A 16,224-nucleotide genomic window follows, 5' to 3' on the forward strand; every position below is an offset into this window, starting at 1 on the left:
ATCATTCTACTCATGATCGCCACGAATACCAAACCACTGATGATACCACCGTGATACTATTTGTTGTCGATAACCTTTTAATTTAATGTGATCGCGATAAAAATAGCCGGTTATCTGACCAGAAACGGCAGTACTATGCCACTCAACCCCGGCATTTTTATAACGTTGTTTCACTTTCACTGAAGGCAGTCGCCACGGACTATAGCGTGCTACTGAAGCCAAAGCATATTGGGGCATCACTTTACGTATGAATACGGAGGTAGAAGAGGTGTTACTCCCATGATGTGGGACTTGTAGTACAGTTGCTGACAGATGATTTTTCTCAAGCGCCGATAAGCGGTATTCCCCCTGCTTTTCCAAATCCCCGGTTAATAATAAACTGTGATTACCATCATCAATGCGGATAACACAAGATTGATTATTGCCAACAATCGCTGTCTTTTCTGGTGGCCAGAGGACTTTAAAATGTAATCCCTGCCATGTCCACTGTTCACCACGGACACAAGACAAATGGGCCTGATTTAATGAAGGGCTTCTAATTTGGATGTCAGGATATTTTTCCATCAGATATTCCATTCCTCCCGTATGATCCAAATGATCATGGCTAAGAATGATTTGCCCTGGTGTTAATCGGTGCCAGCGTAAATAAGGTTCAATGACTTTTTCTGCCATACTGCCCGTTTCCCAACGATTGCCCGTATCGAAAATGATCGCTTTTCCTCCCTTATCAATCACCACAGCTAATCCATGCCCCACATCCAGCATTGAAAAGCGCCATTGATAATCATTGGAACGCTTGGAATAACACGCAATAATTCCGATGCAAATCCCCAATAACCATTTATAAGAGCGCCACCAGCTTAATCGCCAAATCACAACGAAAAACCAGCCGGCAAGCGTCATCACAATGGGATAGTGCCCCGTTTCAAACCATGAATATGTCAAGGCAGGTAAAGGTGCCAAGGCAAATAAAATGCTGTCATCAATAAGTTGCCATAATAATGATTGGATAACCGGAAGAAAAATACCCACGATCCCTAACATAATTAATGGCACAGAGACAAAAGAGATAATCGGGACAGCCCATAAATTAGCCACCAATGATGCAATATTAACGCCCTGAAATAACAGAAGCTGCAACGGCAGCAACATTAACATCAGACCTAACTGCATATGCAGTCCACGCAACCATGCCCATTGCCAACCGTGACGCATTCTTTCTGGCAAGGGCATCCAATGAAACCAAAATAACAGTGCCATCACCGCAGTAAATGAGAGCCAGAAGCTGTCAGCAAGAATGGCTAAGGGATCGAAAAGTAAAATAAGGGCGGCACTCCATAAAGCCCATTGCCATGAAAAACAAAGCTGGCTTTTCCAGCGTAAATAAATCCACAGGGTTAGCCCCAATATTGCCCGAACGGCGGGAATTCCCCAACCAGACAGCCATCCATACAATATTGCCATTAACCAGCCCATGATTAATGGGAAACGAAATCCAATCCATTTTGCCGGAAAGAAAAATTGCATTATTCTCGCAAAACCCCAGCCAAATAGACTGGCCATTGCAATATGCAGCCCTGAAATTGCCATCAGATGAGCAATGCCTGTCTGCTGTAATAGCAAGCGAGTGGATTTATCCAGCCATGCCCTTTCACCAAACGCAAGTGCTAATACAATACCCGACTGTTTTAGGGGCTGAATTTTCGGTAGCAATTGATTAATGAAATTTTGCCGAAGGTTACAGTTTCTATTGAGTGGTTTTGCCTTAATAATTTTTCCATTCAACGGCTGATGGATAGAAAGTAAATAGCGTTGGCTATCATAACTACCATGGTTTAATTGAGCATGGACAGGCCTAAGTTTCATTGTCACCTGCCATTTCTGACCCGCACACAGCAACTCCTGAGAGTCCCATGATACTGATGCGTATAAGGCAGGAAAAATATATTTTCCATTGCTCTCAATCAACCGAATACGATAACGCGTCTTTTGATCATTCTCCTCTTTTTTCTCTGTTATATTTCCCAATGATACGCTATCAATCATAACCATTGCAGTGCGGGAAGTTTCGCTGAAATAAGTGATTTCCGCCAATATTTGATGAGCGTGCCAACATCCAAAAATAAATACCCATAATCCTAATGATATTAATCTAATGGCTTTAAAAGGAAAAAATAGTAAACAAAATGCCAGAAAAATAAGATATTTGATAACTTTTGTTTGAGGAAGCTCCGCAAGGAATAATAAAGGCAGAATACCCAACACAATGACTGATGCCGTCAAGTTGAAGCTGATAAGCGACGCCGATTTTCGCCAAACAGCGAATAAATGTGTTAAAGGGAAAGATATTATAGACTGCATCCATTATGCCTCTGCGCTGATATTCCATTCACGTAAAAGAGCTTATTTCATAATAGATCTGGCTGCCAGTTGGAGAAATGTTACTGTGGAGCTACTTCGCAAATTAATTTTCAAACAGAAGAAACGAGTCTCAAAAAATACGGTTATTCTCACAAAAATCAGAGGATCAAGAATTGGATATACAAAAAACGGCACCCTAAGGTGCCGTTAGTTTAATTAAGTAATAACTGATATCTTTTAGCTATCGCTATAGATATTCACGCGGTCACGTAACTCTTTACCAGGTTTAAAGTGAGGAACATATTTACCTTCCAATTCCACTTTATCACCTGTTTTTGGGTTACGCCCCACACGCGGAGCCCGGTAGTGAAGAGAAAAGCTGCCGAATCCGCGAACTTCAATACGTTCACCTGCGGCTAATGTTTCTGCCATATGATCAAGCATTTCTTTCACTGCATCTTCAACGGCTTTGGCCGGCATGTGAGATTGTTGCTCCGCAAGTCTTTCGATTAATTCAGACTTGGTCATGGTACCTCCCTAAACTACCGTATTCGGGTAATATTCCCTAATAGAAAATATTACCCGTCGTTATTGACTTAGATTATTCGCCTTTAGCTGCTTTGAAAGCTTCAGCCATTGCGTTGTTAGCGAAGTTTGAGTCTTCTTGTTTGTTCACAGAAGCGATAGCGTCTTTTTCATCAGCTTCGTCTTTTGCACGAACAGACAGGTTGATTACGCGGTTTTTGCGATCAACGCCAACATATTTAGCTTCAACTTCATCGCCAACGTTCAGAACTTGAGTTGCATCTTCAACGCGGTCACGAGAAGCTTCTGATGCACGCATGTAACCTTCAACGCCGTCAGCTAATTCAACTGTAGCACCTTTTGCGTCAACCGCAGTGACTTTACCAGTAACAATTACACCTTTCTTGTTTACAGACAGGTAATTGTTGAATGGATCTTCTGCCAGTTGCTTGATGCCCAGAGAGATACGCTCACGCTCTGCATCGACTTGCAGAACTACAGCAGCAATTTCGTCGCCTTTCTTGTATTCACGAACTGCTTCTTCACCTGCAACGTTCCAGGAGATGTCAGACAGGTGAACCAGACCGTCGATGCCGCCGTCCAGACCGATGAAGATACCGAAGTCAGTGATAGACTTGATTTTGCCTTCAACACGGTCGTTTTTGTTGTGAGTCTCAGCAAATTGCTGCCAAGGGTTAGCTTTACACTGTTTCAGGCCCAGGGAGATACGACGACGTTCTTCATCGATATCCAGAACCATAACTTCCACAACGTCACCAACGTTAACAACTTTGGATGGGTGGATGTTTTTGTTGGTCCAATCCATTTCTGAAACGTGTACCAGACCTTCAACGCCTTCTTCGATTTCAACGAAGCAGCCGTAGTCAGTCAGGTTAGTTACGCGACCAGTCAGTTTAGTACTTTCTGGATAACGTTTAGCGATAGCTACCCATGGATCTTCACCCAGTTGTTTCAGACCCAGAGATACGCGGGTACGCTCACGGTCAAATTTCAGTACTTTAACTGTGATTTCATCGCCCACATTGACGATTTCGCTTGGATGTTTAACACGTTTCCAAGCCATATCAGTAATGTGCAGCAGGCCATCAACGCCGCCCAGATCAACGAATGCACCGTAGTCAGTCAGGTTCTTAACGATACCTTTAACTTCCATGCCTTCTTGCAAGTTTTCCAGCAACTGATCACGTTCTGCGCTGTTTTCAGATTCGATAACTGCACGACGGGAAACAACTACGTTGTTGCGTTTCTGATCCAGCTTGATGACTTTGAACTCAAGCTCTTTGCCTTCAAGGTGAGTAGTGTCACGAACTGGGCGAACGTCAACCAGTGAACCTGGCAGGAATGCACGGATACCGTTCAGTTCTACGGTGAAGCCGCCTTTTACTTTGCCATTGATAATACCAGTGACAGTTTCAGCTTCTTCGTATGCTTTTTCCAGCATCAGCCATGCTTCGTGACGTTTCGCTTTCTCACGGGACAGGATAGTTTCACCGAAACCATCTTCTACCGCATCCAGAGCTACATCGATTTCATCGCCAACTTGGATTTCCAGCTCACCTTGAGCATTTTTGAATTGTTCTACAGGAATGGCGGATTCTGATTTCAGACCTGCGTCAACCAATACAACGTCTTTATCGATAGCAACCACGACACCACGAACGATGGCACCTGGACGAGTTTCGATAGACTGTAGGGATTCTTCAAAGAGTTGAGCAAAAGATTCTGTCATGTTAATGATCTTCAAGTTTTTTAATTAACGTCCATTTAGCTTCCAGCCGAATGGGGTTGTTTTACATACCTCGCAACTTTTCCCTGTTACAAGGTGTTTTAGTGTACCAGCATATTTCACTACCAATACACCAGAATTCTATATACATCTTCTTGATACACTACTGCAATAGCGTATTTCAGAAAATTAACGATTATGCGGGTATTTCCAGCGCGTTTCTCGCATAAGTCAGTGCGTTATCAATCACTTCTTCGATAGACATGCTGGTCGAATCCAAGATCAATGCATCTTGTGCAGGCACTAAAGGCGCAACTGCCCGATTGCGGTCGCGGAAGTCCCGCTCCTGTATTTCGGACAAAAGGCTTTCAAAATTAACACTAAAACCGTTCTCCTGCAACTGTAACATGCGTCTGCGCGCCCGTTCTTCCGCACTTGCATCAAGAAATATTTTCACCGGCGCGTCAGGAAACACGATTGTTCCCATGTCACGGCCGTCGGCTATCAGCCCGGGAGCAATGCGGAAAGCTCTCTGCCGACGCAAGAGCGCCTCACGGACACGTGGGAATGTGGCCGCCTGTGAAGCTGTGTTTCCAACAGTTTCAGTACGAATTTCATTGCTGACATCTTCGCCTTCCAGAATGACCCGGAGTTTGCCATTTTCGGGCACAAAACGAACATCCAGGTTTGCTGCCAGAGGAACCAGAGCGTCTTCAGACTGGATATCCACCTGATGATGGATGGCAGCCAGTGCCAATACACGATAAATGGCACCTGAATCAAGCAATTGCCAATCTAACGCTTCAGCCAATGCCTGACATAGTGTTCCCTTGCCGGCACCACTTGGCCCATCAACGGTTATTACTGGGGCTATTGCCGCCATTATTATCCTCCTTCTCGCATAACATTCGTATAACAGACAGGTCATCTACTGAATGCAAAAAATTGCTTAATTAGCAAGCAATAAAAACCTGCCCTATTATACGGTGCTCAGCAGGTGAGAAAAACAGGCAAAGCCCATTTATTTCCATCTCGATTTATTTTGTATATTGACTGAGCTTTTCAAGCTGATTGAAATAATCTGGGAATGTTTTTGCTGTACAGCCTGGATCAAGGATGGTAACTGGGGTATCCGATAGGGCTACCAGCGAAAAACACATCGCAATTCGGTGATCATTATAGGTTTCAATTTCTGCATGATTGAGTTTTTCTGGCGGAGAAACCCGTATATAATCATGCCCCTCTTCCACTTCGGCACCTATTTTTCGTAATTCAGTTGCCATCGCGTTCAGCCGATCCGTTTCCTTTACCCGCCAATTATAGATATTGCGGATAACGGTGTCTCCCTGTGCAAACAACGCGGTTGTCGCAATAGTCATTGCAGCATCAGGAATGGCATTCATATCCATATCAATACCAGTCAATGTGCCACGTTCGCATTCGACAAAATCATCCCCCCAACGAATAATCGCCCCCATCTGTTCCAGCACATTGGCAAATTGGGTATCCCCTTGCAGGCTATTTTTGCCAATGCCCGTAACACGAACAGTCCCGCCTTTAATGGCTGCCGCGGCCAGAAAATAAGATGCCGATGAAGCATCGCCTTCCACCAGATACTGCCCTGGCGACAAATATTGCTGCTGACCTTTAATATGAAAAACCTGATATTGTTCATTGCCTACCGTGACACCAAAACTTTTCATGAGTGCCAATGTAATATCAATATAAGGTTTCGACACCAAATCACCTTGTATACGGATCTCTGTGTCATTTTTCGCCAATGGCGCTGCCATCAACAAAGCGGTCAGGAACTGGCTGGAAACACTACCATCAACGGTAATGTTTCCTCCCGAAAATCCCCCTTTGATATGCAAGGGCGGATAATTTTCCTGTTCAAGATAGTCAATTTTTGCACCACCTTGGCGCAGTGCATCAACCAAATGACCGATTGGACGCTCTTTCATCCGGGGTTCGCCGGTCAATACCACGCTGATGTTTTCTCCCAAACCTTCCTCTCCCAAACACAGAGCCGCAGCCAATGGACGCATCGCTGTGCCTGCATTACCGAGGAATAATTCAATACCGCTTTTACCCGTAATGCGACCGCCAATACCCTCGACTTCACAGACAGTTCGGTCGGTGGATAGATGACAGGAAATACCCAATGCAGTCAGGGCATTAAGCATGTAACGGATATCATCGCTGTCCAATAAATTGGTGAGCCGGGTTGTCCCCTTGGCAAACGCAGCAAGTAACAAAGCGCGGTTAGAAACGCTCTTGGAACCGGGCAAGTTAATTGTTCCATTAATATGGGCGATGGGTTGTAACGTCAGGGATTGCATAATAGAGAGGGATCTCCGGTTTTTTAATTGGGATATGTTTTTACTTTTTAGGATAAATCGAGAATGTTGAGTGCGGGAGGTATTATTCCTCCCGACGATAAAAAATTATGCGTTGCGGCGTTCAAAATCAGCCATGAATTCAACCAATGTTTTTACACCTTCATAGGGCATGGCGTTATAAATGGAAGCACGAGCGCCCCCTGCAACTTTGTGCCCTTTCAACGCATGTAGCCCGTGCGCATAGGCTTCTTTCAGGAATTGGCTGTCTAACGCAGGGTTAGCCAGTTGGAATGGGACATTCATGATAGAACGGTTTTCCGGGGCAACACGGTTGATATACAGCTTGCTGTTATCAACGGCACGATAGAGGTGTTCGGCTTTTGCATGATTACGCTTGCTGATTTCTTGTAGCCCCCCCTGCTCTTTCAACCATTTGAATACCATGCCAGACAGATACCAAGCAAATGTCGGTGGCGTGTTATACATAGAATCGTATTGAGCCAGCACCGTATAATCCAGAATAGAGGGTGTATGCGGGTGTGCTTTACCCAATAGATCTTCACGAATAATGACAACGGTTATTCCTGCTGGCCCAATATTTTTTTGTGCTCCGGCATAAATAACACCATAACGGCTAACATCAATTGGGTTAGAGAGAATGGTTGAAGAATAATCGGCAATGACAATTTTATCATCACCAAAATCAGGCTCTTCAAAAATGGCGATGCCGTCAATCGTTTCATTCGGACAATAATGGATATAGGCCGCATCGCTGCCCAAGGCCCATTCACTCATCGGCTTCACACTTTTGACACCGTCCGTTTCTGTCCTGATATCAATGACGTTTGGCGTGCAATATTTTTCTGCTTCTTTCGCTGCACATTCAGACCAGTAGCCACTCACGATATAATCTGCTGTCGATTTACCACCCAAGAAGTTTTGTGGTAACGCTGAGAATTGCCCACGAGCACCGCCGTGACAAAACAGCACCTTGTAATTCTCAGGTATTGCTAATAAATCCCGGAGATCTTTTTCTGCTTCTGCTGCAACAGCCACAAACTCTTTGCTACGGTGGCTGATTTCCATTACCGATGTCCCCAAGCCGTGCCAGTTGCAAAGTTCCTGCTCTGCACGTCGTAATACTTCTGCTGGCAACATGGCTGGACCAGCGCTGAAATTATATACCTGACTCATTATTAACTTCACCCTATCAATGGATACAATAAAATCGGACGTATTGGTTTTATCACTCCCGCCGTAACGCTGCAACGGTTATTAAGCATTTGTTGAAACCTACAGCATAACTCGTTGATGACTCGCCTTATTATAAATAAGGCAATGAGTTATAACCAACATGGTGAAATATCGCAGCCTGAAGTTTATAGGATACAGAAAAATAATCTTTCAGAAGAAAATTAATAAGTATTGATTTTTATGATAGTGACCAAAATGGTCTTTAAAAAAACGAGCACAAATAGAAAAATAATTCAAAAAATTAATTTATTGATGAGTGTAATAAATAAATGCGTTGATGTTTTGCTCATAATGGCCATGACGATGAATCCAGACAGATTGGAATATAAAAAGGCGCATAAATTGCGCCTTTTTATATCTTTCAATCAGGAATTAATACTTATTAAACATTTCCTGAATTTTTGCGGCATCAGCAGTTTGCGTCAGAGCCAATTGCAGCAGAACACGCGCTTTCTGAGGATTCAGACGCTCTGAGGCGACAAAGCCATATTTGCTGTCGTCAACTTCCGCATTCTGCGTGGTATAGCCGAAAGGAATACGGCTGGAGCGAACAACAACGACACCCTCTTTAGCGGCTGTAGCCAGTGTGTCAAGAATAGACTTATAGATGTTACCGTTACCTACGCCTGCACTGACAATGCCCTGATAGCCATTTTCAACAAATGCTTTCGCCGGCAGATCAGAGGCGTTGGAATGGTTATAAACAATGCCGACTTTTGGCAATTTATCCAGCTTGCTCACATCGAAAGCGGCTTTGCCGGCTTTGACTGATGCCGCAGAATAGTAGTGCACTTTGCCATTGTGAACAAAACCCTGTGATCCCGCATTCACCGGCTGGAACGCTTGAACTTCAGTTGTGCTCAGTTTACCAATGTCACGGCCATGAATAACGGAATCATTCATCGCCAGCAGGACACCACGGTTTGCTGAGTTTTTATCAGCAGCAACCACCACCGCGTTGTACAAGTTCAACGGACCATCAGCACCCAGTGCAGTCGATGGACGCATTGCACCAACCATCACGACAGGCTTCTGGCATTGCGTGGTCAGATCGAGGAAATAAGCCGTTTCTTCCATGGTATCTGTACCGTGGGTGATAACAAAACCGTCGGTTTTGTCACAATCTGCGTTGATTTTTTTCGCCAGAGTCAGCCACACCTGATCGTTCATGTCCTGAGAACCGATGCTGACAACCTGCTCGCCTTTCAAATCCGCAATATTTTTAATTGCCGGTACAGCATTCAGCAGTGCATCAATACCCACTTTACCCGCTGTATAATTCGATTGAGTTGCAGATTCACCACCCCCGGCAATTGTGCCTCCTGTTGCCAAAACGGTAACGCTTGGCAGAGCGAAAGCAGAACCACTAACTAAAGCCAGAAAACCGGCCATTGCTGTTATTTTAGTCTTTTTCATTATTCAACCTCTTGTAAAAAAAGCCATTTTATTATGTAAACCCACAATAAATAAACTCTAATTAACAATAATTTTTGGGAACTGATAGAGCGGATAAAAAAAACGCCGTATGATATGCACTTTTAACATACATTGAAGTGAATCACGATGACGCAAACCTATATCCCAGGCAAAGATGCCGCGTTGGAAGACTCCATTAGCCGTTTTCAGCACAAACTGGTGTCTCTTGGTTTTAATATTGAAGAGGCCTCATGGCTGAATCCTGTCCCGAATGTTTGGTCAGTACATATCCGTGATCGTGACTGCCCACTTTGCTTTACAAATGGCAAGGGTGCCAGCAAGAAAGCAGCCTTGGCCTCGGCATTGGGAGAATATTTTGAGCGACTGTCGACAAACTATTTCTTTGCTGATTTTTATCTGGGCGATACCGTTGCCAATGGTGAATTTGTTCATTACCCAAATGAAAAATGGTTTCCGTTGCCGGAAGATGACTCTCTGCCAGAGGGGATTTTAGACGAACGCCTGCATCGTTTTTACAACCCAGATAACGCACTTTGTGCCAGCCAGTTAGTTGATCTGCAATCAGGTAATGAAGATCGGGGGATCTGTGCCCTGCCATTCACTCGCCTGTCAGATCATCAACCGATTTATATTCCAATGAATATTGTCGGAAACCTGTATGTTTCAAATGGCATGTCAGCCGGCAATACCATGAACGAAGCTCGTGTTCAGGGATTATCGGAAGTATTCGAGCGCTATGTGAAAAATCGCATTATCGCAGAATGCATCAGCTTGCCTGAAATTCCACAAGAGATAATGGATCGCTACCCAAGCGTGGTGGCATCGGTCAATAAATTGCAGGAAGAAGGCTTCCCACTCTATTGTTACGACGCTTCACTGGGCGGGCAATTTCCCGTCATTTGCGTCGTGCTGTTCAATCCTAATAATGGCACTTGTTTTGCCTCCTTTGGCGCCCATCCTGATTTTGGTGTTGCACTGGAGCGGACAGTCACAGAACTGCTGCAAGGCCGTAGCCTGAAAGATTTGGATGTCTTCACCCCACCCAGTTTTGATGATGAGGAAGTTTCTGAGCATACCAATCTGGAAACTCACTTTATTGATTCCAGCGGTGCAATCAGTTGGGATCTGTTTAAGCAGGATGCCGACTATGAATTTGCTGACTGGAATTTCAGCGGCACGACAGAGGAAGAGTTTGCCACGCTGATGGGGATCTTCAATAAACTGGATGCTGAGGTTTATGTTGCTGATTATGAGCACCTTGGCGTTTACGCTTGCCGTATTCTGGTGCCCGGCATGTCAGATATTTATCCGGTCGAAGATCTGCACATTGCCAATAACACCATGGGGACTCATCTGCGCGACACCATTTTGGCATTGCCGGAAAGCCAATGGCAGCCAGAAGAATATTTGGCTTTCCTCGAACAACTGGATGATGAAGGTTTGGATGACTTCACCCGTGTCCGTGAATTATTGGGCATTGCTGCGGGTAAAGATAACGGTTGGAGCAACCTGCGTATTGGTGAATTGAAATCCATGCTGGCACTGGCTGGCAACGATTTGGAACAAGCACTGATTTGGGTTGAGTGGACACAAGATTTTAATGCCTCTGTTTTCACGGCGGAACGCGCTAACTACTATCGCTGCCTGCAAACACTGTTGCTGTTGACCCAAGAAGAAGATCGCAAACCAGCGCAATATTATCAGGCATTTGTCAAAATGTACGGCCAAGACACGGTAGATGCGGCTTCTGCTGCTCTTGCCGGAGAAAATTGCTTCCATGGCCTATGGTCTATTGATCCAGAATTAAACGCATTACCCGCCCATCAAGCATTATTGAATGCTTATGAGAAACTGCAAAAAGCCAAACGTGAATTTTGGTCCAATAAATAAACTGTTGCATTAGCGTTTATTGACGACAAAAAGTAAAATTCAGGTTAAAGATAATTTATTTTTAAATAACAAATAAATGACAATTTAACCTGTTATTTTACTTTTAACCCCCTAAAAGACCAAAATCACCAATATAAAATATTTTTATAAATTTTAAAAAATATTTTATATTAAAAATCATTCAGTTATGATCGAATCACCTCATTTAGCCAAGCATATTTCACTAAACTTTCAGCCTAATATGATCCATATCAAATTCAGGCCAATGCCCGTTTGTTACTATCAAGGCGTGCTATAATTAATTAAGGATAAAGAGCGTGTTAGGATGAAAACTGACAACCCTTTTAATTTATTTCCGCCTGCTGTAATGGCACAAATCGCTGATGATAGTGGTGTCCATAAAGTCCATAAACATCCCGCAGTGACGTATTTATCGGCAATCATGGCAGGTGTGTTTATTTCCATTGCTTTTGTTTTTTACATTACGGCAACAACAGGAACCTCTTCTATTCCTTATGGATTAGCGAAATTAACCGGCGGTATCTGTTTTTCCCTTGGCTTAATGTTAGTGGTGATATGTGGTGTCGATCTCTTCACTTCCACCGTATTGACAATCATTTCAAAAGCGACAGGACGTATCACTTGGTCCCAAATGTTCAAAAACTGGATTAACGTGTATATCGGTAATCTGATTGGTGCCCTGTTTTTTGTCGCTTTGATTTGGTATTCCGGCCAATATGCCGTCGCCAACGGGGCTTGGGGGTTGAATGTGTTACAGACCGCAGATCATAAAATGCACCATTCTTTTGTTGAGGCCGTATGTCTGGGGATTTTAGCCAATTTGATGGTATGCCTTGCAGTCTGGATGAGCTATGCCGGGCGCAGCCTGACCGATAAGTTATTTGCGTTAATACTGCCAATTGGCATGTTTGTCGCCAGTGGTTTTGAACACAGTATTGCCAATATGTTTTTAATTCCGTTCGGGATCATTATCAAAAACTTCGCACCAGAAGAATTCTGGCGGCAAGCAGGGACAACACCTGAACAATTTCCCCAACTTAACGTTTCCAGTTTTATTACTGATAACCTGATCCCTGTCACGATAGGTAACATTATTGGCGGTGCAGTATTGGTCGGGTTGGCTTATTGGTTGATGTATTTACGTGGCGACAAAAAACATTAAGTTGCCTCCTTATCAGATTTCTTAAAATTTCCACTGCTAAAAGGTAGAAGTATCATGTCCGAGTTAAACGAAAAATTTTCTGTAGCATGGCAAGGCTTTAACGAGGGTAGCTGGCAGAATGAAGTCGATGTCCGTGATTTCATCCAGAAAAACTATCTCCCGTATGAAGGTGATGAATCATTCCTTGAGGGTGCCACAGAAGCGACAAACGTTTTGTGGGAAAAAGTCATGGAAGGTATCAAAATAGAAAACCGCACCCATGCACCGGTAGATTTTGATACTGATATTGCGTCTACCATTACCTCTCATGATGCCGGTTATATTGAGAAAGATTTGGAACAAATCGTTGGCCTACAAACCGCAGCGCCACTGAAACGTGCCATTATTCCATTTGGTGGCATTAAAATGGTTGAAAGTTCCTGTAAAGCCTACAATCGCAAACTCGACCCAAAACTGAAACAAATTTTCACGGAATATCGTAAGACTCATAACCAAGGGGTATTCGATGTTTACACGCCCGATATCCTGAAATGCCGTAAATCGGGTGTATTGACTGGCCTGCCTGATGCTTACGGCCGGGGTCGCATTATCGGCGATTACCGTCGCGTTGCGTTGTACGGTATTGACGTCCTGCGTGATGAAAAATTTGCTCAATTCACTTCCTTGCAGGAAAAATTGGAGAACGGCGAAGAGTTAGAAGCAACCATTCGCCTGCGTGAAGAACTGGTCGAACAGCATCGTGCCCTTGGTCAAATCAAAGAGATGGCAGCTAAACATGGCTATGATATTTCCAATCCGGCTACCAATGCCAAAGAAGCCGTGCAATGGACTTATTTCGCCTATCTGGCAGCCGTTAAATCCCAAAACGGGGCTGCGATGTCCTTTGGCCGTGTTTCCACCTTCTTGGATATCTACATCGAACGTGATATTCGGGCTGGTAAATTGACCGAACAACAAGCTCAAGAGCTGATCGACCATTTGGTCATGAAATTGCGCATGGTACGTTTCCTGCGTACACCAGAATATGATGAACTGTTCTCCGGCGACCCTATCTGGGCTACCGAATCACTGGCGGGCATGGGCCTGGATGGGCGTACTCTGGTCACCAAAAACAGTTTCCGTTTCCTGAATACGCTATATACCATGGGGCCATCCCCGGAACCTAACATGACCATCCTGTGGTCTGAAAAACTGCCCATTCACTTTAAAAAGTTTGCCGCAAAAGTCTCGATCGATACTTCATCCCTGCAATACGAAAATGATGACCTGATGCGCCCTGACTTCAACAGCGATGATTACGCTATCGCGTGTTGTGTCAGCCCAATGGTGGTTGGTAAACAAATGCAGTTCTTCGGCGCCCGCGCAAACCTTGCAAAAACCATGCTATATGCCATCAATGGCGGTGTGGATGAAAAAATGAAAATGCAGGTTGGCCCGAAAGAAGCGCCAATGAAAGACGCCGTGCTGGATTATGATAAAGTGATGGATCGCATGGATCACTTCATGGATTGGCTGGCAAAACAGTATGTCACGGCCCTGAACATCATCCACTACATGCATGATAAATATAGCTATGAAGCTTCATTGATGGCACTGCATGATCGTGATGTGCTTCGCACCATGGCGTGTGGCATCGCAGGCCTGTCTGTTGCTGCTGACTCACTGTCTGCCATTAAGTATGCGAAAGTTTCCCCAATCCGCGATGAAGATGGTCTGGCAGTTGATTTCAACATTGAAGGCGAATACCCACAATTCGGTAACAACGATCCCCGTGTCGATGATATCGCTTGTGATCTGGTTGAACGCTTCATGAAGAAAATTCAGAAACTGCAAACCTACCGCAATGCGGTTCCAACACAGTCGGTGCTGACCATTACCTCAAACGTGGTTTATGGTAAGAAAACGGGAAATACGCCGGATGGACGTCGTGCCGGCGCACCATTTGGACCCGGTGCGAACCCAATGCACGGGCGCGATCAGAAAGGTGCGGTGGCTTCATTGACTTCGGTTGCTAAACTGCCGTTTGCTTATGCCAAAGATGGCATTTCATACACCTTCTCTATCGTACCTAATGCATTGGGTAAAGATGATGAAGTCCGTAAAGCCAATCTGGCGGGTCTGATGGATGGCTATTTCCATCACGAAGCGGATATCGAAGGAGGTCAGCATCTGAACGTCAACGTGATGAACCGTGAAATGCTGTTGGATGCCATGGAAAATCCTGAGAAATACCCTCAATTGACTATTCGTGTGTCAGGTTACGCGGTGCGGTTTAACTCTTTGACTAAAGAACAGCAACGGGATGTTATCACCCGTACATTTACTCAATCTATTTAATTGAGTTTTCTAATAGTGAGCGTTTGCAATCTTGTCCCGCGTGGGACAATATTTACTCCCTAGCATGTCATTATGTTCTATTGAAATAAAATGGCATACACTAAAGGCCCCCTAACACTTGGGGCCTTTATTCGCTTGTCAGTTTTGGAGAAGTCCCTTCATGTCCGTACTTGGCCGTATCCACTCTTTTGAATCTTGCGGCACCGTAGATGGCCCCGGTATCCGCTTTATCGCGTTTTTCCAAGGTTGCCTTATGCGCTGCCTCTATTGCCATAACCGCGATACTTGGGATACCCACGGCGGAAAAACCGTCACGGTTGAAGAATTAATAAAAGAGGCAACGACCTATCGTCATTTTATGAATGCTTCGGGCGGCGGGGTCACCGCTTCCGGTGGGGAAGCCATTCTTCAGGCTGAATTTGTACGTGACTGGTTCAGGGCTTGCCATGAAGAAGGCATTCACACATGTCTGGATACTAATGGCTTTGTGCGCCGTTATGATCCGGTGATCGATGAATTACTGGATGCCACCGATCTGGTGATGCTGGATCTAAAACAGCTTAACGATGATATTCACCAAAAATTAGTTGGCGTATCCAATCACCGAACGCTTGAATTTGCACATTATCTGGCCAAACGCAATCAAACAACCTGGATTCGTTATGTTGTTGTTCCCGGTTGGTCGGATGATGATCAATCCGTTCATTTACTTGGTGAATTCACCAAGGAGATGAAAAATATTGAAAAAATAGAACTATTACCTTACCACAAGCTGGGTAAACATAAATGGATTGCCATGGGTGAGGAATATCAACTGGAAGGTGTTAAACCGCCATCAAAGGAGACAATGGAGCGAGTAAAAGACATTTTGAGCCGTTATGGGCATCATGTGATCTATTAGATCCCGCCTCCTTATTCTCTAACTCTCTCATTAATAAAATAATCTATCATTCTTTATAGAAACTGACTCTCAATCATTGGGGGTCACTTTCCTTGCCGGGGCGGCAGCATATTAGGCTAAATACCGTTTACTATGAGCAAAATACAGCATAGATCAGAATAATCTAACAATAGATAAGAGGATATTTTATCCTAAAAATAGACAATAAATGATAGTAAAAATGAAATCATTTACTTTATGTAAAGAG

The 16,224-nt window shown here is 44.2% G+C and carries 11 protein-coding genes; 4 read left to right on the top strand and 7 right to left on the bottom strand.

Translation table 11 applies throughout. The features are described 5' to 3' along the window. Positions 1-6: 6 nt before the first annotated feature. From PSI17_RS09490 to ansB, 7 genes are all read right to left on the bottom strand, one after another. Complete coding sequence (locus PSI17_RS09490) at positions 7-2,361, bottom strand: ComEC family protein (protein ID WP_273551761.1); 2,355 nt, start codon at positions 2,359-2,361, stop codon at positions 7-9. A gap of 237 nt (positions 2,362-2,598) precedes the next feature. Next, positions 2,599-2,889, bottom strand: coding sequence for an integration host factor subunit beta (gene ihfB / locus PSI17_RS09495; RefSeq protein ID WP_010846914.1), 291 nt, complete (start codon positions 2,887-2,889; stop codon positions 2,599-2,601). A gap of 73 nt (positions 2,890-2,962) precedes the next feature. After that, positions 2,963-4,636: a 30S ribosomal protein S1 gene (gene rpsA / locus PSI17_RS09500; RefSeq protein WP_273551762.1), complete on the bottom strand. Its 1,674-nt coding sequence runs from the start codon at positions 4,634-4,636 to the stop codon at positions 2,963-2,965. 193 nt (positions 4,637-4,829) lie between these two features. Further along, a complete protein-coding gene (gene cmk / locus PSI17_RS09505) occupies positions 4,830-5,516 on the bottom strand; it encodes a (d)CMP kinase (protein WP_273551763.1) in 687 nt (228 codons plus the stop codon). Between the two features lie 154 nt (positions 5,517-5,670). Then, on the bottom strand, positions 5,671-6,975 hold the full coding sequence (gene aroA / locus PSI17_RS09510; RefSeq protein WP_273551764.1) for a 3-phosphoshikimate 1-carboxyvinyltransferase: 1,305 nt from the start codon (positions 6,973-6,975) through the stop codon (positions 5,671-5,673). 105 nt (positions 6,976-7,080) lie between these two features. Continuing rightward, positions 7,081-8,169 carry a 3-phosphoserine/phosphohydroxythreonine transaminase gene (serC, locus tag PSI17_RS09515; RefSeq protein WP_273551765.1) on the bottom strand — a complete coding sequence of 363 codons (1,089 nt, stop codon included), beginning with the start codon at positions 8,167-8,169 and terminating at the stop codon, positions 7,081-7,083. Positions 8,170-8,601: 432 nt separating this feature from the next. After that, a complete protein-coding gene (ansB, locus tag PSI17_RS09520) occupies positions 8,602-9,645 on the bottom strand; it encodes an L-asparaginase 2 (RefSeq protein ID WP_273551766.1) in 1,044 nt (347 codons plus the stop codon). A gap of 147 nt (positions 9,646-9,792) precedes the next feature. On the opposite strand from ansB, the gene ycaO reads away from it, so the two are divergent. The 4 genes from ycaO to pflA all read left to right on the top strand — a co-directional run bounded on the left by ycaO (position 9,793) and on the right by pflA (position 15,977). Then, on the top strand, positions 9,793-11,556 hold the full coding sequence (ycaO, locus tag PSI17_RS09525; RefSeq protein ID WP_273551767.1) for a 30S ribosomal protein S12 methylthiotransferase accessory factor YcaO: 1,764 nt from the start codon (positions 9,793-9,795) through the stop codon (positions 11,554-11,556). A 325-nt stretch (positions 11,557-11,881) separates the two neighbouring features. Then, the gene (gene focA, locus PSI17_RS09530; RefSeq protein WP_273551768.1) at positions 11,882-12,739 is read left to right on the top strand and encodes a formate transporter FocA; all 858 of its coding nucleotides are present in this window, start codon (positions 11,882-11,884) and stop codon (positions 12,737-12,739) included. A gap of 54 nt (positions 12,740-12,793) precedes the next feature. Further along, positions 12,794-15,076, top strand: a complete 2,283-nt coding sequence (pflB, locus tag PSI17_RS09535; protein WP_273551769.1) for a formate C-acetyltransferase — start codon at positions 12,794-12,796, stop codon at positions 15,074-15,076. Between the two features lie 160 nt (positions 15,077-15,236). Then, positions 15,237-15,977, top strand: a complete 741-nt coding sequence (gene pflA / locus PSI17_RS09540) for a pyruvate formate lyase 1-activating protein (protein WP_273551770.1) — start codon at positions 15,237-15,239, stop codon at positions 15,975-15,977. Positions 15,978-16,224 lie beyond the last annotated feature (247 nt).

This window comes from Xenorhabdus sp. IM139775 (assembly GCF_028598745.1).
In the GTDB taxonomy this organism is placed as follows: Bacteria; Pseudomonadota; Gammaproteobacteria; order Enterobacterales; family Enterobacteriaceae; genus Xenorhabdus.

Excerpts from the sequence above, each read along its gene's own strand:
- serC (WP_273551765.1), bottom strand. The coding sequence starts at position 8,169 with ATGAGTCAGGTATATAATTTCAGCGCTGGTCCAGCCATGTTGCCAGCA.
- aroA (WP_273551764.1), bottom strand. The coding sequence starts at position 6,975 with ATGCAATCCCTGACGTTACAACCCATCGCCCATATTAATGGAACAATT.
- ihfB (WP_010846914.1), bottom strand. The coding sequence starts at position 2,889 with ATGACCAAGTCTGAATTAATCGAAAGACTTGCGGAGCAACAATCTCAC.
- ycaO (WP_273551767.1), top strand. The coding sequence starts at position 9,793 with ATGACGCAAACCTATATCCCAGGCAAAGATGCCGCGTTGGAAGACTCC.
- rpsA (WP_273551762.1), bottom strand. The coding sequence starts at position 4,636 with ATGACAGAATCTTTTGCTCAACTCTTTGAAGAATCCCTACAGTCTATC.
- focA (WP_273551768.1), top strand. The coding sequence starts at position 11,882 with ATGAAAACTGACAACCCTTTTAATTTATTTCCGCCTGCTGTAATGGCA.
- pflB (WP_273551769.1), top strand. The coding sequence starts at position 12,794 with ATGTCCGAGTTAAACGAAAAATTTTCTGTAGCATGGCAAGGCTTTAAC.
- ansB (WP_273551766.1), bottom strand. The coding sequence starts at position 9,645 with ATGAAAAAGACTAAAATAACAGCAATGGCCGGTTTTCTGGCTTTAGTT.
- PSI17_RS09490 (WP_273551761.1), bottom strand. The coding sequence starts at position 2,361 with ATGCAGTCTATAATATCTTTCCCTTTAACACATTTATTCGCTGTTTGG.
- cmk (WP_273551763.1), bottom strand. The coding sequence starts at position 5,516 with ATGGCGGCAATAGCCCCAGTAATAACCGTTGATGGGCCAAGTGGTGCC.
- pflA (WP_273551770.1), top strand. The coding sequence starts at position 15,237 with ATGTCCGTACTTGGCCGTATCCACTCTTTTGAATCTTGCGGCACCGTA.